This window comes from Microbacterium sp. 10L49, from assembly GCF_056395125.1.
The window spans coordinates 203,068-225,800 of sequence record NZ_JBFTIW010000002.1; the positions used below are offsets into that span (position 1 = coordinate 203,068).

At 70.7% G+C, this 22,733-nt stretch carries 1 protein-coding gene (running past one end of the window); it reads right to left on the bottom strand.

Features of this window, described 5'->3' with window-relative positions; genetic code table 11:
• A protein-coding gene (locus AC1DCT_RS05605) for an Ig-like domain-containing protein (protein WP_477427923.1) crosses the window boundary here: on the bottom strand, positions 1–22,733 show its 3' portion. 7,387 nt of this gene lie beyond the right edge of the window; only the last 22,733 of its 30,120 coding nucleotides appear in the window; its start codon lies beyond the right edge, outside the window; the stop codon is at positions 1–3.

Consider the following 22,733-nt stretch of genomic DNA (forward strand, 5'->3'; position numbering starts at 1 on the left):
TCAGAGTGACGCGGCGAGATCGTTCGCCCAGCTCTTCAGCAGGGCCGAGTAGGCGGAGGAGACGTAGCGGCCGGCGGCGTCGGAGGCGAAGGTCGCCAGGGCGGACTTCGCGGCGGCGAGGTTTCCCGCCGCGAGGGCGTTCTGCGCGGTCGTGAGATCGCCGAGGAGCTTCGACGACACGGTCGACGAGGTGATGTATCCGCTCGACGCCCCGTACGACACCGCGGTCCGGAGCCCCGCGATGGTCGCCCGCACCATGATCGTGAACGTGGACGTCGAGCTGTTGCCGACCGCATCGGTCGCGGTGACGACCACGGTGTGCGAGCCGGCGGTGAGATTCTCGCCGATGAGCGCGATCCCGCTCCCCCAGGTCGCACCGTCGATCGTGACGCGCACCGACGCGATCCCGGATCCGCTGTCGGTCGCGTTGCTGGTGAGGGTGATGCGCTGCGAGACGTCGTACGCGGTGCCGTTCGACGGCGCCGTGATCGCCCAGGTGCTCGTCGGCGGCGTCCGGTCGATCACGAACGAGCGCGTCACCGTGATCGTGTTGCCCGCGCGGTCCGTCACCTGGACCGCCACCGTGTGCGCGCCCTCGGCGGATGGCACCGCGAGCGTCGCCGAGGCGGCGTAGCCGACCGGGGCGCTGAAGGGTGCGCCGTCGATCGAGAACGAGACCTGCGAGAGCCCCGCGGGTGCTCCGCTGAACGACAGGCTGAGAGAGATGGATCCGGCACCGACATAGGTGGTGCCGCCTGCCACGGCACCCGCGACCGTGACGGTCCCCGACGGGGGAGAGTTGTCGACGACCAGCGTCGCCGGTGCGGATGCCGTGGCCGACGTGTTTCCCGCGGCGTCGACGCTCACCGCTGTCACGGTGTACGTGCCCGTCGCGAGGGCCTGGCCGGTGTACGCGATGCCGTTCACGTACACCGTGGTGGAGACCGCGTCCGCCGCCTGAATGACGACGAATCGCGGCGACACCACGTTCGTCACGGAGTCGGAGCTCGAGGCGCCGCTGTCGTCGAGCGCATTGAGCGTGATCTTCGGCGCGGCGGGCGGAGTCACCTTCTTCAGCAGCGTCTGGCTGAAGACGGTCGGGTTGCCGGCCGGATCCGTCTCGGTGATCGTGAGCGTGATCGGCCCGTCGCGCAGCGAGGAGAGGGATCCGCTCCAGAGGTTGGTCTTCCCGCTGCCGTTGAGCGTCGCCGCACCGGAGACAGCCGTGACCCCGTCGCTGAACACGAAGCGGACCAGGGCGCCGGTCTCGCCGTACACCGTCACGGAGACGCCGCCCACGTTGGAGGACGTGACCGTGGCCGGCACCGCACCGACCGTGAGCGACGGAGCAACGGAGTCGAGGGTCGTCGACGTGACGGTCGCAGTGCTCGCGCCGATGCCGTTCGTCAGCGTCGTCGTGATGGAGAGCGGGCCGTCGAGCAGCTGCGACACGTCGACCGGGATGATCAGCACGCCGCTCGTGTCGATGATGTCCATGCCGTTCGCGACGTGTCCTGCGCCGTCGGTGATGATGACGTTCGCGATCGAGCCCGCCTGGCCGCGGACGGTGACGAGGTAGACGGACCTGGTTGTGAGGTTCGCCCAGGTCGCGGAGGAGACCGTCGGCGCGGTCGGCGCGATGCTGCTCTTCGCGAGTGGTGAGGTGAGGGTGGTGGGTGTCTGGGCGGGCACCGTGACGACGACCGTCACCGTGATGACCCCGTCGGCGAAGGCGGACAGGTCGAGCACGATGGCGAAGGATCCACCCGCCGCGATCGTGCCGGAACCGGAGACGGCCCGGCTGCCCTGAGTGAACGTGTAGGTCACCGTGGCCCCCGGCGCACCGCTCACGACGAGAGGCACAGCGGTGGCGGTGGCCGGAGTGATGCCGGAGGGCAGGTTCACGCCTGCTCCGGACGGGAGCGACAGACGCGCGGCCGCGAACGTTCCCGCGGCGTTCACGATGCCCGAGGAGGCGCCCATCCCGGAGGAGTTGAACGGCCGCACGTTCGCGGTCTTCTGCACGTCGTTCGCTGTACCGCCCAGGTTCTCCGGCATCTGGTTGAACGGGTCGCCGGTCTGCTGGTGCCAGGCGTCGTCGTGCTGCAGGACGAGGCCGAGCTCGCCGAACGGCTCGCCGTTGCGGGACGCGAGGCCCTGGTAGCGGTCGTCGTACGGCGCGTACCGGGTCATCAGCGTCTGGTCGGCGCCGTCGCTCTTGGACAGCGCGTAGAGGAACTCGGGCAGGAACGGCTGCAGGGTGCGGCTGACCGCCGGCATGCCGAACTGCGAGAACGGCACGTAGTAGCTGTTGTGGTTTCCGACCCAGTCGATCAGGCGGTCTCCCCCGGTTCCGGCGAAGAAGATGTCCTGCCCGGCGCCGCCGTAGGCCAGCGACTCCCAGGCCGGGGTGCCCCAGACGAAGTTCGCGGTCGCGCGGCTGAACGAGCCGTCGGCGCCCCGGACCAGGTTCGGAACGGGCCCGTCGTTGAGGCCGCCGTCGACGTGGGTGTCGGCGCGGAGGTCGATGAGGTCGTTGCCCCAGCCGCCGTACACCCGCACTCGGCCCATGCCGGCGACGATGTAGTCGTTGCCGAGGTCGCCGAAGATCGCCTTGTCCCCCGTGGTCGGCATCTGCGGCTCGCCCGTGCCCGGGTACCAGGTGAGGTCGAGCGGCAGGCCCGCGTCGGTCGGGTCGAAGGTCAGGAAGAACGGCAGGCAGGTCGCGCTGAGCGCCATCGTCTTGCACAGCAGCGGGTTCGGCGCGCCGAGCACGAAGGCGTTCGAGACCACCGAGTTCAGCCACACCTCGCGGCGCGGGTCGGACGGGTCGAAGTAGCTGGACTTGCCGGACATCCCCGCACGGGCGGCGTTGCCGTTGCCGTCGTCGCCGAGCGGGTGCCAGCCGGCCGGGTTGCCCGGGTTGAACGGGTGGTACCAGTCGGTCTCGTACGGCGCCTGGTTGATCGCAGTGCCCGACAGGTCGAAGTTGTCGGCGTAGCCCAGCTCCGGGGCCTCGGCGCCGGACACCGCGGACTGTCCGGGACCGGCGTGGATGACGCCGTTGCCCCAGCCGCCGTAGATGATGTTGTGGCCGAAGCGCGGCTGGTAGTGGTCGCAGATCGCGTTCTGCTTGCAGCCCGTGGAGAAGCTCGGACTGCCGTTCGCTGCCGGATCCCAGTTGTACGGCCAGAGCACCGCGGTGTAGGTGAGGGCGCCGGCGACGTTGATGACCGCCTGCTGCACGTTGCCGGGCGTCGTGATGAGCTCGGAGAGGTTCGCGGCGGGGATCGGCGCGATGCCGTACAGCGGCTCGCCGTAGCTCGAGCTGTTGCGGCTCGCGAAGCAGCGTCCGCCGCCGCCGATGATGCAGCTGTCGCCTCGGCCGCCGGAGACCCAGTTGTCCGCGTAGCCGAGGATGATGGTGTCGTTCTGCCCGCCGCCGTAGATCACGTCGTTCGCGGGGCCGCCGTAGATGAACGCGTCACCGGACTCGGCATGGATCTCGCTGCCGCGCATGAGGTGCACGCCGTCGACCACGATCGGGGTGCCGCCGATGTCGCCGACGCCGTTGGTTGCCTTGGCACCGGTGACCTGCGGGCCGGGCTGGTTCGCGAGGTCGGGGCCGCCCGGGGTCGCGTCGAGCAGGTTCACGGCGCGGGCGATGATGCGCTCGGTCGCGGTCGTGTACCCGTTCGCGTCGTAGTTGAAGTTCAGGTAGCCGACCGACATGGCGACGCCGCCTGCGACACCGTAGGTGCGGTTCGTGCCGACCAGGCGGACGATCTCGCCGTTGTTCGCGACGATCACGTTCGCGTCGTGCGCGTGCCCGTTGGGGTTCGTGATGCAGTGGTTGGTCGCATCGAGCACGCCGTCTCCGCAGTCCTCGCGGCCCGCGTTCAGGCCGGATCCGCCGAAGATCAGGTTCGAGCCGCTCGCGCGCTCGCTCGGCAGGGTCAAGCTGAAGAAGTCGGAGTTGCCGCCGAGGATGTCGTTCTGCCCGCGGTTGGCGAAGATCGTGTTGTTGCCGCGTCCGCCCTCCACGTAGCTCTGGCCGTCGGTCGCCGCGACGGTCGCGATGACCGTGCACGGCAGCGTCGTGCACGAGGCGGGCGCCGGAGCTCCGGTGACCGTGAGCGTGCCCTGGTTGACGGCCGTGACCACGCCGACCATGACGTTGTTCACCGTGAGCGTCTGCCCGACCGCGATGCCGGCGTCGGCCCACCACAGGCCGTCGGTGCGGGCGATCGTGTGGGCGCCGAAGACGAGGCTGCCGTTCAGCCGGTACTGCAGGGCCGCATAGTCGTCGACGGACGGGTTGATCAGCAGGGCGTTGTTCGCGTCGCGGCAGGCGCCGACGCGATTGCCGAGGAAGGATCCGCGGAACGAGCAGGTGGCCGCGCCCCCGAAGACGCTGCCGATCGACGGCGAGCCGTTCGGGCCGGTCGGGTAGCCGGTGGGCGAGGCGGGCGCGGTGATGTCGATCGAGCCGTGCGCCTGGATGATGTTGTCGTTCGACTCGCCGAAGATCATCGCGGATCCGGATCCGCCGGCGATGTAGTCGGCGCCCTTGTTGGCGGAGTCCTGCAGCTGCGAGGGACGGTTCGCGTCGCCGAGCGGGACGGAGAGCAGGATCCCCCCGGTGCCGGAGAGGAAGTCGCCCCACCACGCGTGTCCGGTCGGGTCGTTCTGCGCGAGTCCGTCGGTGAGGCTCTGCGTGAGCGAGCCGGGCGTGGTGCTGTAGATCTGCGTTCCGGCGAGGTCCTGGAAGCGCGGGTTGCGGTAGTCGAACAGGTGCGAGGCCCGGTTCAGGGCGACGCTGCCGCCGATGATGAGGTTGCGTCCCGGTCCGCCCTGGATGTCGTTCGCGCCGTCGCCGCCCACGATCACGTTGTCGCCGCCGGACGCGTAGATCCGGTTGTCGCCGTGGTTCTGCGTCGCGTCGGAGTACGCGGCGAGGATGTCGTGCGTGGTCTGGATCTTCTCGACCCTGGCGTCTCCCCACGGTGTGGTGCCGCTCGCCGGGCAGTAGACGTTGAGCGCGCTCGCGCCGGTCGGCCGGCAGTAGCCCTGCGGCGGGCCGATGGTGAAGGAGGCGCTGCCGACGGAGACGCCGGCGATCGCGTTGCGCGACAGCGTGGCGGTCTTGAGGTCGGCGCTCACGGCCGTGATGATGGTGCCGGCCGAGAGCAGCGTGCCCGCGGTGTCGGCGATCGCGAGGCCCACGTCGGTCAGACGGAAGCAGGCGGCCTGGCAGGTGACCGTCGCGACGCCGTTGAGAGCCGAGCCGGACGGCGCGTGCGAGGCGAGCGCCCCGGTGACGGTGCGGGTGCCGCCGAGGGGGCCCGCGGTGATCACGCCGACAGTCGCCTCCTGAGTGTCCTGCACGACGACGCCCATCGCGCCGAAGATGATGTTGTCGTAGTCGCCGTAGCGGTCGGTCGCGGTCGCGCCGGGCACGTCGCCGTAGATGAGGTTGTTCCCCGCGATGAGCGGGTCGGCGTTCTCGTAGACGCTGTTGTTCACGGTCGGGAACGAGATCGCACGGCTGATCACGTTCGTGTTGACGCCGTTCGCGCCGAGGATGATGTTGTCGCCGCGGCCACCGTAGATGGTGTTGTCGCCCGAGCCGCCGGCGAGGAAGTCGCCCGCCTGGCTGCCGCGGATGATGTCGTCTCCGGATCCGCCGTAGATCGTGAGGCCGACCGACGGCACCTGGCCGTTCGGGACGCCCGCGAACAGGGCGCTCGCGTCGATGACGTTGTTGCCCGCGTGGCGGAAGGGGTTCGCGACCGGGAACACGAACTGCGGGGTGCCGACGCCGACCTGGTTCGGGAACGGCTTGGATCCGAACACCCGGCTGGTCTGCGTGTGCGGGTCGCCGGAGTACCAGACGCCGTCCTGCGAGGTCGCGCCGTAGACCACGAGCGGCGACGGGGCGTAGCCGACCACCGCGACGCTGACGGTCGGGTCCGTGAACGCGGGCCCGCTGAGGGTCAACAGCGTGGCGGTGACACCGGTGATGGTCCAGGCCGGGAGGCCGCCGACCTGCAGCACCATGCCGTCCACGAAGCCGTCGGCGATCCAGGATCCGCTCGCGCGGGTGAGCGTCGGCGCGGATCCGGAGAGTCCAGTCGCGAACGTGCCGGTGACGGTCGGTGGGGTCGCACCCGGGCCGGGGCCGGCGCCGCCGGTGACCGTGAAGACGTTGCCGCCGTAGCGCACGGCGTTGCTGCTCGCGGTGGCCTGCGCGACCGTGACCGTGCAGGTCGTGCCGCTCGCGCACGGCGGGACGACCGTCGCGGTGAGCTGCAGGATGTCCTGCGTCGGGCCGGTGAAGCCGGTGACCGTGCCGACGACGACGCCGTTCACCGTGACGAGCTGCCCGATCGAGAAGCCCGCCTCGACCCAGCTCCTCATGTCGGTGCGGATCAGGGTGCTGCCGACGAAGTGGACGTTCGTGCTGACGTGGACGGCGGGGTCGAACACCGCGACGGTGCCGTGGATGCCCGCCCCGGCCGCCGGGCCGTGGCCGACGTACGTGATGACCGCCCCGGTGATCGCAGTGATCACACCGATCGGCACACCGTTCCACATCAGCTGCTGGCCGACCGCGAACTGGTCCGCCGCCCAGGCGGTGCCGTCGTCGCGGGTGATCGTGGTCGCCGTGAGGTCGAAGGTGCCGGTGATGCTGAGCGTTGCACCGCCGCCGCCGTGCAGCGCCGTGAGGCCGCCGTGCACGAAGGTCGTGCCGGGCGTGCCGTCCTCATTCGTGTACGGTCCGCCGACGAGCGTGCCGGTCACGGTGAGGGTGTCGTTGCCCTGGCCCTCGAGAATGTTCAGCGACTGGATCGTGGACAGGCTCGCGTTGGTCTGGATCTGCCCGGTGGCCGGGTCGACCGTGACCGAGCCGAAGCTGATGCCGCTCGGGAACACCGGCGGCTCGCCGAAGGTCGGCTTGGCCGGGTTGCCCGGCTCGTAGCCCTTGTGGTGGGTGAAGTCGAGGCCAGGGCCCATGCCGAAGCCGGTGAGGGTCGTCGAGCTGAGCACGCCCGTCTGGTTCTGCTGAGCGCCGTCGTCGAAGATGTTCAGGACGTTGACCTGCTGCGCCTCGGGCGGCTGGATCCCGATGCCGAACGGGAGCGCGTTGCCCTCCTGCGGCAGCATCACCGGCAGCTGCAGCGCGGCGTGGCTGCCGGCGGTCGGGCCGCCCTCGACCGAGAGCGGGCCGCGGATCGCCGAGAGCAGGTGCGGGGTCTTCGGGAAGCTGAGCAGCGATGCGTTGCCCGGGGGGACGGAGTACTTCGGGTCGGCGACCACGCCCATCGCGACCGGCTGGTACCAGTTCGACGGCGTGAACGTCACCTGCGCCGCCCACTGGGTGAGGGTGAGCGTCATCGTGCCGGACGCGCCCAGCACGGCGGCGAGCGCGGTCTTGTCGGTCACCGTCAGGATGTCGACCTTCGTGGACGTGCTGCCGGTCAGCGCCTGGATCTTCAGCATCACCGCGGAGGCGCCGATCTTGAAGATCTGACCCTCGAGGAACCCGTCGTCGAGCCAGCTCGACCCGTCCGCCCGGCGCAGGGTGCCGGCCGCCGCGTCGTAGACCACGGATCCGGCGGTGAGGAGTCCGGCGTTCACGACCCGCCCGATCGTGACCGTGTGCGGCCCCGCGGCGGGCGCGGCGCTCAGGGTCATGGTCGTCGTGGTGACGCCGGTGATCGTCGCGGTGAGCGGCGCTCCCGCCCCGGTGAGCTGGATCAGCTGCCCGATCGCGAACCCGGAGGCGAGGAAGCTGCCCAGCTCGGTGGCGGCGAGGGTCACGACGAGACCCGCGATCGTGACGTTGCCGCTGAAGAACGTGACGGTCTTCTTCGCGCCGATCGCGCCGTTCGTGACCCGCACGCCGTCGGTGACGATGTCGGTCTGGCCGTCGGTCACGAGCGCGACCGTGACGTCCTTGCTGGGCGGGGCGGCGAGGCGGATGCTGATGCTCGATCCGGGGCCGGGTACGGTGCACAGCGCGTCGCCGCACTTGGTGACGACCATGTCGGCAGGCGCCTGCACGATCCCGGCGGGGGTCAGGTCGTTCATGACCAGCACATCCCACGGGGTCAGGCTGTTGTCGACGCCGACATACTCCGGCCCACTGGTGGTGACGCTCGCGACCAGGTAGGAGTTGTGCGGGTCGGCGATGCTGTAGTGCGGGGTCGCGTCCTCCTTGACGATGACCGGCGTCGACCAGTCGGACGTCGAGAACGTGATCGTGTACACGCCCGCGGTCGTGCCGAACGCCGGCGTGACCACGTGGAACCGCGGGTCGGTGCTGGAGAGCGAGATGCGCGCGTCGTTCGCCGCGGTGATCGTGACGGTCACGGGCGCGCTCGGCTGAGCGGCGAGCACGACCGAGGCGTATCCGGAGATCGCGTAGGTGGTGTTGCCGCTGCCGCCGAGGATCAGGTTGCTCGCGTTGCGGTCCGGGATCGCGAACACCAAGCCGGTGACGGTCGCCACCGCGGCCACCGAGAGCTGCGCCCAGGTGCCGTCCGCGGCGACCGCGACGATCGTCGCGCCCGCGGGGATCGCGCTGCCGGTGTCGGCCTCGACGAGGTTGCGGCCGACGTCGCCGCCGTTGAAGCCCGCGCTCGCGGAGTACAGCCGGTTCGAGCCGCTCGTGGTCGCGCCGTCGCGGTACTGCTGGACGGCGGCGAGCCGGCTCGGCAGGGCGAAGTGGATGCCGCTCGCGCCGGCGACCGCGGCCGACAGGACGACGGTGTGCCCGTCGACAACCGAGAGGATGACGGTGTTGGCCGGGATCGCGGCGCTGCCGTCGATCGAGGAGATCGGCTGGCCGACGTCGCTGAGCGTGAAGTGCGCGGTGTTCGACGTGAAGGTCGTCGAACCGTTGCCGACGCCGTCCGTGAAGCGGGAGGCGATCGAGATCCCGGTCGTGTTCGTGTTGCCGAGGTTGGTGACGAGGATCGCCGGGGTGCCCGGATCGATCTTGGTGACCTCGACGTTGCGCACGGGCGCATTGGCGAAGACCGGGTCGGCGCTGAGCACGCTGTGGCTGATCTCGTAGGTGCGGAGGCCATCGTCGAGGGCGTCGTTCATCGCGCCCGCCCAGACGAGCTGCGGGATCTGCCAGTTGCCGGGCGTGAACACGAGCACCAGTGCGCGCTGCGGCAGGTCGGTCGCGAGCGCGTCCATCAGCACGTGCCGGTAGAAGTCGCTGTCCGCGGTGGTCGTGCCGGGGTTCGGGACGGATCCGAGCGGGGTCGTGGCGAGCAGGATCGAGTCGCCCTGCGGGCTGCCCTCGCGGTTCAGCCGGATGTCGGGCTCGGCGGTGACCGCGATGTAGACGGTCGAGGTCGGCGCCTGCGCGAGCCGCACGCTGTACGAGTCGATCGTGCCGATGGGAGGCCTCGTAGCCTGGCCGTTCTGCGTCTCCTTGACGAGCGTGCCGCCCGCGTGCTCCGTGATGATCACGGCGCCCTGCGAGCCCTGTGCGACGCTGAGTGCGACGCCGGGGATTACGACATCCTGGTAGAGCTGGTCCTGCGTGATCACGGCGAGGTTGATCGTGCCGCTCGTGCCGTTGATGTCACGCGAGTACACGTTGCCGCTCACGTCGCCGGCGACGTTGATCTGGTTGCTGCCGAGGCCGCCGATGACCCGCACGGCCACACCCGGGGCGGTGGAGAGCACGTCGATCACGTCGTCGCCCTCGAGCCCGTCGACCTCGATCACCTGGATGTTCTTGAAGGTCACCGACACCCCGGCGCCGAAGATGCCGTGGTCGGTCACGACGATGTGGTCGGCGAACTCGGTGCCCAGGATGATCAGCTTGTTGAAGCCCGTGCCGCCGTCGACGGACACCGGGGCGTTCATGTTGTACTCGACCTGGTTGTTGCCCGCGCCGGTGCGCACGTCGGTCTGCGCGGCGGTGGAGTAGCCGTTGGTCGTGATCGGGATCGGGATGCACGCGGGCGCCTCGATCGTGGTGCAGCCGCCCGGGAGGATGATGTTGCCGGCCGCATCGGTCTGCGCGAGCGCGAAGCCGCGGACGATGAAGAGGTTGTTGCCGCCGTCGCCTTCGAGGTGCAGCACCGCATGGTTCGAGTACACGGTGAACGTGTTGTTCCCGGTGCCGCCCTGGGCGACGAGGGGGGCGCTCGTGCCGCGGGAGAGCCAGCCGCGCGTGGTGGCGACGGTCGCGACGTCGAACACGTTCTCGGCGGCGAGGTTGCCCGAGGCTCCGTAGGACGGCGCGGGCGAGGCGACCGCGCCGCTGCTGCGGCGCTCGCCGTACATCTGGCCGATCTGGAACTGGTTGTCACCCGATCCGCCGTCGAGGTAGGTGGCGGCGGCGTTGTCGTCGACCGCGAAGTAGTCGTTCCCGCCGAGCGCGTAGACGTGCAGGCCCCCGTTGATCGCGGAGTCGTAGTTGATCCGCTCGACGCCGTAGACGCCCGTGGTGCCGGTGGTCGTGGTGCCGCCGAGGTTCGCCTGCGTGCCCGCGAGGGTCGAGTGCAGCAGGGCGACGAAACCGGATCCGGCCGAGTACGGGTCCGCGGAGACCGGGTGGGCACCGGTGCCCTGGTAGAGGGCGGGCCGCGCGGCGGTCTCTCCGAGGATGCCGGCGGGGGTGCCGCGCAGAACGAAGATGTCGTTGGTCGCGTACTCGTGCTGGGTGCTCGGGTCGATGCCGGTGGAGTCCGGGGATCCGGCCGTGTACGTGTCGTAGCCGTAGATGTTGAGCGTGTCGGTGCCGTCGGCGGGGGCGTGGGAGCCGAGCACGTTGAGCTCGTAGTTGTTGCTGGTGAACTGGCTGCCGCTCGTGAAGATCGAGTAGACGTTGCTGCCGGACTGGCCGTCGAGGGTCAGGGTCGCGCCGCGGCTCACCTGCTGGCCGAGCGGCACCATCGACTGGAGCCGGTTGACGACGAACGTGTCGACGCACGTGTTCGGGGGGCCGTTGCAGAGCGGGGCGTACAGCCCGGCCTGGGTGGGCGTCCCGTCGCCGTAGGCGCGGGTCTGGCCGACGAGGATCGTGCGGTCGAAGACGATCGTGTCGGCCTCGGAGTTGCCGAACACCCGGGTGAGTCCGCCGGCGCCGTTCGCGATCTCGCCCGGCAGTCCGCCCGCCGCCGCTTGGCCGCTGCGCAGCACGATCACGGTGCCGTCGCCGATCGTCGGGTCGGGTGCGGTGGTGTCGAGCGTCGGCATCTGGCAGGCGCCGGAGCCGGCGTTGTGGCAGTCGCCGTAGATGTCGATGTTGCCGGTGGCGTTGTCCCGCTGATTCGGGTCGCTCACGACGGCGGCGACCGTGCTCGCGAAGGCGAGGATCATGCTGCTCGGATCCGTGACGATGTCGTCGGCCGAGCGGAGCACGATGTTGCCGCCATCGGATTCGATCAGGCCCTGCAGCACGCTCTGCGGGGCGTTCTCCACGACGAGGGTCGAGCCGGAGTGCAGCAGCAGGATGTCGTTGCCCTCGGCGCCGGTCTCGGTCGTGGTGAGGCGCACGCTGTTCGGGCCGGCGACGTGGCCGGTGTTCTCCCCCGCGTGTGCGAGCAGCACGTTCATGGAGCCGGCGACCTCGGTGAGGAAGATGCTGCCGTCGGCCTGGGCCGCGACGTCGCAGGTCGCGGTGACGGCTCGCTGGGCATCGGTGGCGTTCTGGTAGTTCGCGCCCTGGTACAGCAGTGTGTAGTGGCTCGTGCAGCCGCTGCCCTTCGCCGAGTCGAGCTTGAGGTCGTTCGTGCCGTCCGTAGCGCCGATGCTGCCGTACCGGGCGAGCAGGTCGATCGTGTCGCCGAACACGTTCGCGCTGGTGCCGCCGGTCCCGAGGTTGTGCCCGTCGGTGATCGAGCCGTGGAAGTTCGTCAGCGAGATGTTCGCGCAGGTGCTGGCGCTGGAGCCGTAGCAGGTGGTGACGGTGTCGACGTGCAGGTCGCCGGTGGTCTGCGAGACGCGGATCACGCCGGGGGCCTGCGCGTTGAGGACGCCGAACCTGTCGACCGAGGACTGGATCTCGAGGAAGTTGCTGTCGAGGCCGATCGTGCCGTGCTGCGCGGTCAGGGTGACGTTCACGCCCACGACCTGCGGCGTGGTCGCCGCCGGGGTGTGCCCGGAGCTCGGCGGGTTCGGAGACGGCTGCGGGGCGTCGTAGATGGATCCGGGCGCGGTGAGCGTCACGTCGTCGTCGGTGGAGCGGATCAGGCCCGCGCGCAGGTCTCCGTACTGCTCGGTGAGGGTGATGAAGCCGTTCGTGTCGGCGTTGACCGTGCCGTACGTGGCCGCGGTCACCCCCGACGCCGGCTGCTGGATGAGCACGAGGCCGACGATGTTGATCCGGGTCGCCGACGGCGCGTCGTTCGCGGCGAACACGTCGATCAGACCGTGGGTGCCGTTCGACCCGGCGTCCAGCAGGCTGAAGTCGTACGTGCTGTCCGTGGCGCTGCCGCCGGTCGCGAAGGCTCCCGGTTCCAACGTCGGGTGCGGGCTGACGCAGCCGTCGGCGTAGTAGCAGTGCGCGCCGTCGGGGTGGTAGAAGCTCACGTACTGCCCGCTCGGCCCGGGCGTCGCGGTCACCTGGATGCCGGGCACCGTGCCCACCGAGGTCTGGTACTGGGTGGCTTGCAGCCGTACGAAGATGCTCTCGCCGGCGACGAGGTGGTCGATCGGGATCACGTACGCGGGCGTCTGCGGGTTCGCGATCGCGAGGTCGCGCAGCAGCGTCTGCAGGTCGAGGTACTGGCTCGTGCCGGAGTTCGCCGTGAGGTCCTCGTCGTGCCCCGCCCATTGCACGAGATCGATGTTGAGGTAGGTCGCGGGCGCGGCGATCGAGGATCCGGCCACGAGGTGCAGGATGTTCGTGCGGATGAGGTCCGTGTGCGGGCCGCTGAACAGGGAGCTGGATCCGCCGCGCGCGGTCGACGACGAGATCGATCCGGTGCTGGAGACATCGGTCTCGCCGATCGGGTTCAGGATCGTGCCGTTGATGAGCAGGTCGTGCGCAGAGGTCGGGGCGTCGTTCGTGATCGTGACGAGCGTCGGGTCGACGTGGCGGACGATGGCGAACATCGCGCTCACGGTGGGGGCGGCGAGGGTCACGGTCGGCGTGCCGACGTTCAGGACGGTGATGTCGTCGATCACCAGGCGCGCGGTGGAGTGGTTGAGGATCGTCACTGCCGCCCAGTTGTCGCGGTAGTAGAACGTTCCCCAGTAGTGGCTCGACACGTTCGCGCCACCATTGAGGGTGTTGTGAATGGTGCCGCCGCCCGAGCTCATCAGCACGTCGCCGGTGTCGTGGTTGACGAGGTCGTTCACCTCGATCACGGGCGCGCCGCTGAAGTCCGTTCCCGGCGCGGGGTTGCTCACCCCGTTGACGGTGATGTTGACCGCGGTCACCACGTGGCCGTCCGGGCCGATGATCAGCAGCGGACTCGGTCCCTCGTGGATGATGACGTCCGCGTTCCAGTCGACGTGTCGGGTGCCGGTGTTGTCGACCGGATCGCCTGGTCTCGTCTCCGCCTGCACGTACAGCGCGAGGTGCGTCTGGCCGGCCGGGTGCGCGAGGTGCCACGGCGACGGGTCGGCCGGGTCGAGGCTCTGATCGTTCGTGTTCACGCCGTACTGGATCCGCGTGCCCGCCTCGACCGTCACGCCTGCATGCGCCGCGGCCGTCTCCGAGAACTCGAAGTTGTCGTAGCCGTCGCTGTAGGACGGGCCGATGCACCAGCATTCGGGGTCGTCGTCGTGGGAGCGGGTGTTGCCGCTGTGGAAGGCGCGCAGATCCACGCCGTTGTCGCCCTCGACCCGGGTGGGCGTGCCGGTCTGGCCGTCGATGAGCGCGGTGTCGCGGCTCTTCAGCTCGGAGACCGCCTTGGCGGTGGCGAAACCGGCGAACGCGATGAAGATCGACCGCGCATGGCTCGTGATGTTCGAGCCGGTGGTGGTGGCCAGCACGTTGACGGTTCCGCCGACGACGTGCGCACCGGCGCCAATCACCGAGGCGCTGTTGTCGGTGAGGTGCACCTCGGCGTGCGCGATGGATCCGCCGGCCAGTCCGCCGCTCTCCGTATCGGCGTCCGCGTTCGCCACGAAGATGGCGGTGGAGAACACCCGCACCATGCCGCCGGCGGTGATGTTCACTCCGCTCGCGTTCACCTGCGTCGCCGGGGTGGTGCCGGTGATGCCGTCGGGGCCGCTGCCGATGAAGGCCGAGGTGTTGCCGGTGCCGTCGACGTGCGAGGACACGCCGGCGCCGGAGATGAGCCCGCCGGATCCGTTGCTCGTGGTCGCTGTCGCGTTGGTGTGCGTCGTGGCGCTGATGCCCACGTTGCCGCCCGCGGTGATCGACGCGGCCGCGTCGTAGGCGCGCACGGTCGGGTTGACGGTGGTCTGCGCGGTCTGCGAGGTGAAGGATCCCAGTCCTCCCCCGCCGCCGTTGGCCGCGGCGTTGGTCACGCCCGTGCCCGGGGGCGGCGAGGCCGCCCGCAGCGACGAGCCGTCGGCGGTGAGCAGCTTCTGCGAGCCCGTGAGCGATCCGGTGAGCCGCAGCACGAGTTCCTGCGCGCCGGTGCCCGCGCTGAGCGCCGCCCCGGCGAGGTACAGCGTCTGGTCGCCGAACACGTGCGCCGTGCTGAGCGACTGGCCGGCGAGGGTGATCTGGCCGGATCCGTTGCGACTGCCCACGGTGTAGGTGGCGCCGTCGCTGAGGCCGATGCCCGCGGGGGCGAATGCCTGCACGTCGCGCGACTCGGGCGGGGCGGAGATGTGGATCGGGGTCACGACGGATGCGTTCGGGCAGGCCGCGTCGCCCGCGTGGCCGACCGCGTCGCAGTATGTCGCGGCGAGGCGGATCGCGTACGCGCTCTGCCGGATCACGTAATAGGTGGCGCCGACCGTGAGCTCGGGGATCTTGTGCGAGGAGTCGCTGACCCGGTAGATCACGGCTTGGCCGTCGTGCAGGTTGTGGTCGGAGAGGGTGACCGCATGGGTCACCGGGTCGACGTTCACGGTCGGCAGGTAGACGTTGTAGGCGGATCCGCTGTCGCCCGTGACGTGCCCGCTGCCATCGACCGTCACGTCGACGGCGTGGTTGCAGTACGCGCAGGCGGGGTGGCCGTTCACGGCCGGGATGCCCGCCCCGTGCGTGAAGGTGCTCGCCGGCGCGGAGCGGTAGGTGACCTGCTGGCCGACGGTGAACGGCGTGCCGCCGATCAGGTTGCCGCTCACGTCGCCCGTGTGGAAGACGCTCGCGGCCTGCAGCGCGTCGGCCTGGGCGGCGTAGAGCGCGACCGTGTAGGCGTCGATCACGCGCACGTAGTAGACGCCGCCGTTGGTCAGGCCGATCGACGAGGCGTGCGCCGGGTCGTAGCGGTAGATGAGGGCGTCGCCGTTCTCGAAGTGGTGCGGGCCGCTGAAGCGCAGCAGCCCCCGGGACGTGTCGACGCCGGACGCGCCGGGCACCAGGCTCAGCGCGTCGATCGACGCGGCCGTCCAGGTGACGCCGAAGCCCAGGTGGTCGGGGTCGGGGTCGCCGTTCACGACCGGCACCACGACCGAGTACACGTGGGCGTTGCGGAGCCCACCGATCGGGTTCGAGGAGCTGTACTGCACCTGGTCGCCGGTGGACACACCGTGCTGCGGGAACAGCACGGTGTCGGAGGGCGCGGCGCCGCCGTCGACGTTGAGCCCGACGATGTCGTCGGTGAGCAGGGCGCCCTGCGGGTCGGCCAGCGACTGCGCGTCGAGGGTGACCGTGCCGCCGGCGAGGATCGTGCTGTTCGCGCCGACGTGGGCGTCGACCGTCGGCGACGTGGTGGCGTCCGCGCCGGGCAGGCCGACGTTGGCGATGCCGCCGCCGACCACCTTGGCCGTGCCGACGGCCTGCGCGCGATGCGAGATCGCGGTCACGGTGACGCCGTTGGTCGCTCCCGTGCCGAGCACGACGTGCACGCCGGTGCCCAGGTACGCCTTCACGGTGGGGTTCGCGGTGGCCGATCCGACCGCCGCGCCGATCGTGAGGCCGATCGAGCCCGCGCCCGCCTTGGCGCCGGCGCCCGCGACGGCCGCGTCGTCGGCGGTGACCGCGAGGGACCCTGGCCGACCCGACACGGTGCCGACGGTCGCGCCGTCGTCGACGGAGGCCGAGACCGTGCCGCCGACGGTGGCGATCGCCTTCATGTCCGTGCCGGATCCGAGGATGCCGCCCGCGCCGCCGGTGACGTTGGTGAGCGTGATCGCCCCGCGGCCCGCGTGCACCGTGATGGCGGTACCGGGGCTGTGGATGTTCGTCGATCCGCCCAGCGTGGCCGCGTCGGTGCCGTCGATGGCGCCGGTCGCGGAGACCACCGAGACGCCGACGACGAGGGAGACCGAGACGATGTCGAGCGTGGTCGTCGTCGCATCCGTCGCGTCGGTCTGGACGGTGAGCTGGCTGCCGGTGACGAGCTCGCCGCCGAACGTCGCGGTGCTGCCGCCGTGGTCGGCCGCGGTGGATCCGATGATCCCGACGCTGATCACGAGCGAGGCGTTGACGCTGCTGGTGGTGGCGACGACGGTGTTCTTCTTCACGGCGCTGATCATCGCGGCCCCCGTCAGGGTGACCGTGCTGTGCGCACCGACGGCGGCGGTGACGAGCGCCGAGGACTGGATCGTCGCGTGCGCGTCGTTGGCGCCGCCGGCGCCGAGTCCGCCGATGCTCAGCATGTCGGTGACCGAGGAGGCGTTGTTCGTGCCGTCCGCGGTGACCGACAGCGAGGCTGCGTCGACGCCGATGTCGACCGAGGCGGTGGTCGCGGCGGCGACGTCCGCGGTCGGCACGCTGACGCTGATGCCGACGAGGCCGCCGCCCGAGCCCATCTGCGTCTTGGTGTAGGCGGTGTCGTGCGACTCGGCGTCGAACGTCACGGGGCCGGCGCTCGTGATGGTGCGGGCAGCCCCCGCGTAGACGGCGACGGCCTCGACCTTCGCGGCCGCGCGGATCTCGGCGTCGGCCAGGCTCACGGAGACCCCGGCGAGGCCGCCCACGCTCACCACGAGCAGCTGCGACTCGGCCCGGTTGGCGCCGATCGCGCTGACCGCGACGCTCGCGGAGCCCGTCACGCTGCCGGAGAGCTCGGCGTGCACGGCGCCGCCGATCAGGGCCTGCGCGGCGAACACGGCGCCCGCGCCGACGAATCCGGCGCTCAGGTTCTTGCCGATCGCGATCGCCTCGTTGCGGGTGTTCGTCCCGTGGATGTCCGCGGTCACGGTGACCGTACCGCCCGAGGCGATCGAGGCGTCCGAGCTCACGGTGGCGGCGATGTCGGCGCCGTCCGCGATGGTCGCCTTCGCGACGCCGACGTTGAGCGACAGACCGGCGATGCCGAGGATGTCGACCTCCGCCTTCGCGTGGTTCTCGCCGCTCGCGTGCACTGTGACGCTCGCGGATCCGCCCACCCGGCCGGTGAGCTCGGCCGTCGTGTGCCCGGAGATCGTGGCGATCGGGATCATCGCGGTGATCGCGGCAGCCCCGACCGCGACGCCCGGAGTCCAGGCCGTCACGACGTTGCTCGCATTCGTCTCGACGTCCACGGCACCGCTCGTGGTGACGTCGCCGCCCAGCTCCGACTCGGTGTGGCGGCCGCTCGAGGCGATCAGCAGCGTGAAGCCGACCGCGAGCGCACCGGTCGAGATGTTCACGGCGACCGGGGTCATGTCGGTGCGCGTCCCGGTGGCGCTCACCGTGACGCCGGTGCCGCCGATCGTGACCGTGCCGTGTGCGGCGGAGGCCGCCCGGGTGGTGCCGGTGTAGTTCAGGATCGCGACGATGCCGCTGATGCCGGCGAGGATGCCGCCCTGCGCCGAGACCGCGAGGACGTTCGGCGACACGTGATCGGTCGCGGTGACGGTGAGGCCGCCGATCGCCCCGCCGGATCCGATCGCGACGTCGCCGATCGTGGCGGTGGTGTCGCCGCTGAGGTTCAGCACCGCGACCGCGACGCCGACCGCGCCGGCCGCGAGGGTGATGCCGACCGCGTAGGCGGTGATCGTGCGGGTCGCCAGGGTCGTGACGTCGATTCTCGTGCCGGCCTTCGGGATGCTCGCACCGGTGTCGATGTGCGCGGCCTGCGAGCTGGTGTCGCTCAGCACCACGATCTGGCCCGTCACGGAGATGCCGGCGACGGATCCGGTGACGGCGATGTCGGTGACGTTCTCGGTGAGGTTCGAGTGCACGCCCACGATGCCGGCGGCGGAGACGCTGGCGGTGTTCGCGACGCCCGCGTCGGTGTGCAGGCCGATCGTGAGAACGGAGATGCCGGCGCCGAGGGCGCCGAGGCCCACGCTCGCCGCGCCCGCGAGGGCGACGACGTCGAGGCGGTCGTCCGCGGTGACCTGCACGTCGGACAGCATCGAGTGCACCGTGCCGTAGATGGTCGCGGAGGTGCCCGCGGGCGGTGCCGGGTGACCGACGGTCGGGTGGAACGTGTCGGCCGTGACGGATCCGCCCGGCGATGCCGCGACGAGGCCCTGGTTCGCGCGGTCGCCGCCCGAGTACACGTAGCTCGCGTAAGGGGCGTTGATCGGGGTCCACTTCGTGCCGTCCGCGGCGATCGACGCGCCGGAGGTGAAGGCGACGTTGGCCTGGTAGTAGTGCCCGCTGCCGTCGGTGACGATCACGCCGTTCTTGTAGGCGTGGCCGGCCTGGTAGTTCGCGACCTTCTGCGCCGCGGTGCCGCTGAGTGCGCTGCCCCAGCCGTCGCCAGATCCGGAGGCCGTGCCGTCGGCCTGATCCTGTGCCGACATGGCCCCGCTGTCGCCGGTGGCGGCGCTCTTCGGGTCGGACAGCTCCCAGTACGCCGCGTCGGAGGTCGTGTGCACGTGCGCGGGGTCGCTGTTCTTGCGGGCGACGTAGGTGTGCCCCGAGTCGGTGACCACGTCGCCGGTCGTGTAGCTGTTCGCCGACGAGTAGGCGCCGCGCTGCGGGCCGTTCGCGTCCGAGTTGTACTGGTCTGTGGGGGTCGTGCCGATGGACCAGACCGACACCGCGCCGGCGAGGCCGACGAATCCGCCGCCCACGCTCACCGCGTAGCTGGAGACGTGCTTGATGGCGAGCGCGTTCACGGCGACGGCGCCGTTCGCCCAGACGTCGGCGGTGCCGAGGTAGCTGGTCACGCTGACGTTCGCGACGCCGATGTCGATGCCGCCCGCGGCGCCCACGAACCCGCCGGCCACGCCGCCCGCGAAGGTGAGCGAGTCGAGGCGATCGGTCGCGTTGACCGTCACCGACTGGTTCGCCGCGACGCCGCCGAGGATCGTGCCGGAGCCCTGGTTCACGGTCGTTCCGTCGTCGATCCAGGCGCCCGTGCCGACCGTGAGGATGCTCACCCCGACGTTGCCGCTGATGCCGACGAACCCGGCCGCGAGTCCTGCGACGATGCCGAAGAGCTTCTCGGTGGATCCGGCCTGCACGACGAGTCCGTGCACCGTCTGCGATCCGAAGGAGTCGTTCGCGATCGAGCCGTTGTCGATGCAGGCCTCGCCGGTGCTCGGGCAGCCGTATCCGGCTCCGGTGCCCTTGACGACGACGGTGTTGTTCGTGCCGAGGTGCGCCTGGGTGCTCTTGGTGGCCACGACCACGTCGACGCCCACGCCGACGCCGACCCAGCCGACGGCGAGGGACGCGGTGACGAGGATCAGCGACGTGTCGTCGGAGGCGAGGACGGCGATGTTGCCGTCGGAGCGCAGCGTGACTGCGTTGCCCGTGTACGCGTTCGTGAAGGTCTTCAGCACCGTGACGCCCACCGTGCCGGCGACGCCGATCGTGGCGCCCGCCGCGGCGAGGTTGACCGAGACGACGGCGTCGCTCGTGTGCGAGACGACCTCGATGTCGTGCCGCGCGTTGACGGTCGCGTCGTGGTCGATGTAGGCGTCGGCATGCAGCTCGACGACCCTGACCGCGGCGGACAGACCGACCGCCGCCGTGCCGCTGACCGCGACGGAGGCGGCGAGGCCGAGCGTGCGGTAGTTGTTGCCGGCGGCGACCCGCACCGACTGGCCGGATCCGGCGGCGGCGTCGTTCGCCGCGCACGCGGCGCTCGCGCAGTTGATCTTGGCGTGGTCGCCGATCGACGCGATCGTGTGCACGGTCAGCACGGAGATGGATCCGGACAGGTTCACCGCGACGGTTCCGGCCACGCCCGCGGAGACGCCGAGCGAGGCGATGTAGTCGCTGTTGGTCGCGGTGACCGCGACCCCGGAGAACCCGGACGAGGTGCCGGTCGTGATGGTCTGCGGGCCGGTCTGCCGGCCGTCGGCGCCGGGGAGCTGACCGGAGCGGACGAAGCTGTGCGAGCGGCCGCTGCCTGTGGAGCCGAAGGTGATCGGCACGGTCGCGCCAGGGACGGCCATGCCGTCGTGCGCGCAGTCGTCGGCGTTCAGCGTGGCCTCGCACTTGGTGCGGGCGATCTGGAAGTGGCTCGGGGTGTGGTCGACGACGTAGTAGGTCGCACCATCCACGAGTCCGCCGATGGGGGTGCCGCCGCCGGCGCTGTAGACGACCGGGTCGCCGTTCGCGGCGTTCGGGTCGTACGGCAGCACGATGTAATTCGAGCCGACGTCGACGCCGGCGTTGAAGCGCGGCGCATCGTCGCCCGCGGCGCCCGGGGTGTTGGTCGGGATGAAGCGCTGCGATTCGCTCATCATCCCGGAGGGCAGGGACATGCCGGTGATGATCGGGGAGTCGGCGTTGGGCCCGCGGATCTGGATGCACGTGCCGCATCCGTTCACCAGGTGGACGAAGTAGGTCGCACCGTCGGACAGACCCGTGATCGGCTTGCCACCGCCCGCGTCGTAGACGACCTGCTGACCCTCCACGAAGTTGTGCGTGTAGCCGAGGTTGATCGTGGTGCCGTCGAGCATGAGGCCCTGCGGCGTCGGGGCGTTCGGCAGCGGGCCTCCCGGGTAGTTGCCCTGGTAGCCGCGCGGGTCGAACCGGGTGTCCACGCCGGACGTGCTGTACCCGCCCGTGTTGACGGTGCCGTGCGTGGTGGCGCCGCCGAGAGCGGTGACGATCGCGGAGGACCCGATCGTCGCGTTGGTGGTCTTGGTGACGACGGGCACCGCGACGCCGGCGCCGATCGCGGCCGTGCCGCCGACGCTGATGTTGCCCGCGATGACGAACAGGCTCAAGGCCTCGTCGGCGGAGACGACGACGTTGCCGCCGGCCCGCACGTTCGCACTGGATCCGATCCCGGCCGTCGTCGTCACGCTGATCACGGGGACCGCCGCGTTCACCGTGACCGCGGCCGTGCCGCCGGCCGAGACGCCCGCCGAGATCGAGGTGATGTCCTCGCTCGAGGTCGAGGTGACGACGACGTCGCCGTTGGCGTGCACCGTGGACGACGAGCCGATCGTCGCGGAGGTGGTCTTGTGCAGATCCTCGACGTCGAGGCCGACGCCCACGCCCGCCGTCCCGCCGACGGCCACGGCGCCCGCGAGCGCGAGGATCGTCGTCGTGTCGGACGCGGTGACGGCGACCGACTGCGAGGTGTGCGCGCTCGAGTTCGTGCAGCCCACGCCGATGCAGTTGACCGTGGTGCTGGAGCCGATCCCGGCGGTGGTCACGTCGGTGAGCACGTCAATCGAGACGGATCCGGCGACGCCCGCGTTGTTGCCACCGGCGCCGGCGACCGCGACGAGGAGGATGTCCCCGACCTGCGTGGCGGAGACCGTGAGCCCGGTGGCGCCGTCGGCCTCGATGTCCGCGTGGTCGCCGATCGTCGCGACCACGTCGCCGTTGCGGACGAGGAGGGCGAGCGAGGCGCCGACACCGGCGCTGCTCGTGGAGATCGCGACGTTGCCGGAGGCGATGCTGAGCTTGTCCGCGTGGTCGGAGGCCGTCACGGCGATGTTGCCGCCGGCGTGCACGACCGCGTTGTCGCCGATGGTCGCCGAGGTGGCGTGGTCGCCCGGGTTGATCACGATGACGGCGAAGGTGCCGGCGACCGCTGCACTCGAGTCGGAGGCGCTGCCGCCGACGACGATCTCGAGGAGGTTCTCGGTCGAGACCGCGGTGACCGCGACCCCGCCGCCCGCGGCGACCTTCGCGCCCGCCCCGATCCGCGCCTTCACGTCCTTCGTCATGACGAGGACGATGATGGATCCGGCGACCGACGCGGATCCTCCGCTGAGGGCGAGCCCGCCGGAGACGTCCACGATGTTCGTGTCGTCCTGGGCGGAGACGGTCACGGACTGGCCGGAGTCGCCCGTCGTGGTCTGGTTGACCTTCGCGCTGTCGCCGATGTACGCCTCGGTGTCGAACAGGAGCACGTCCACCACGATGGTCGCGCTCACGGCGAGTCCGTCGCCGCCGACCGCGCCGCCGAGCGCGAACGACGAGAACGCCGGCAGGTGGCTGTCGATCGTGCTGTTGCCGGTGCTCGGGGCGAGCGGGGCATACGTCTGGTGCGCGGTGACCCCGATCGCGCCGGACGCCTGCAGAGTCGTCACGGCGGAGGAGCCGGTGCAGTCGGGATCCGTCGTCGGATCCGTCCCCGAGCACACCGAGGCGACCGTCGACACGGCGGGCAGGATGTTCACGGCGAACGCGCCGCCGATGCCCTTGCCGCTCGTCGACAGCGCACCGGAGAGCGCGAGGTTCAGCAGGCGCATGTCGGTGACGGCGTTGACGTCGATGCCCGCGGTCGAGGTGACGGTGGCGCCCTGGCCGATCCGTG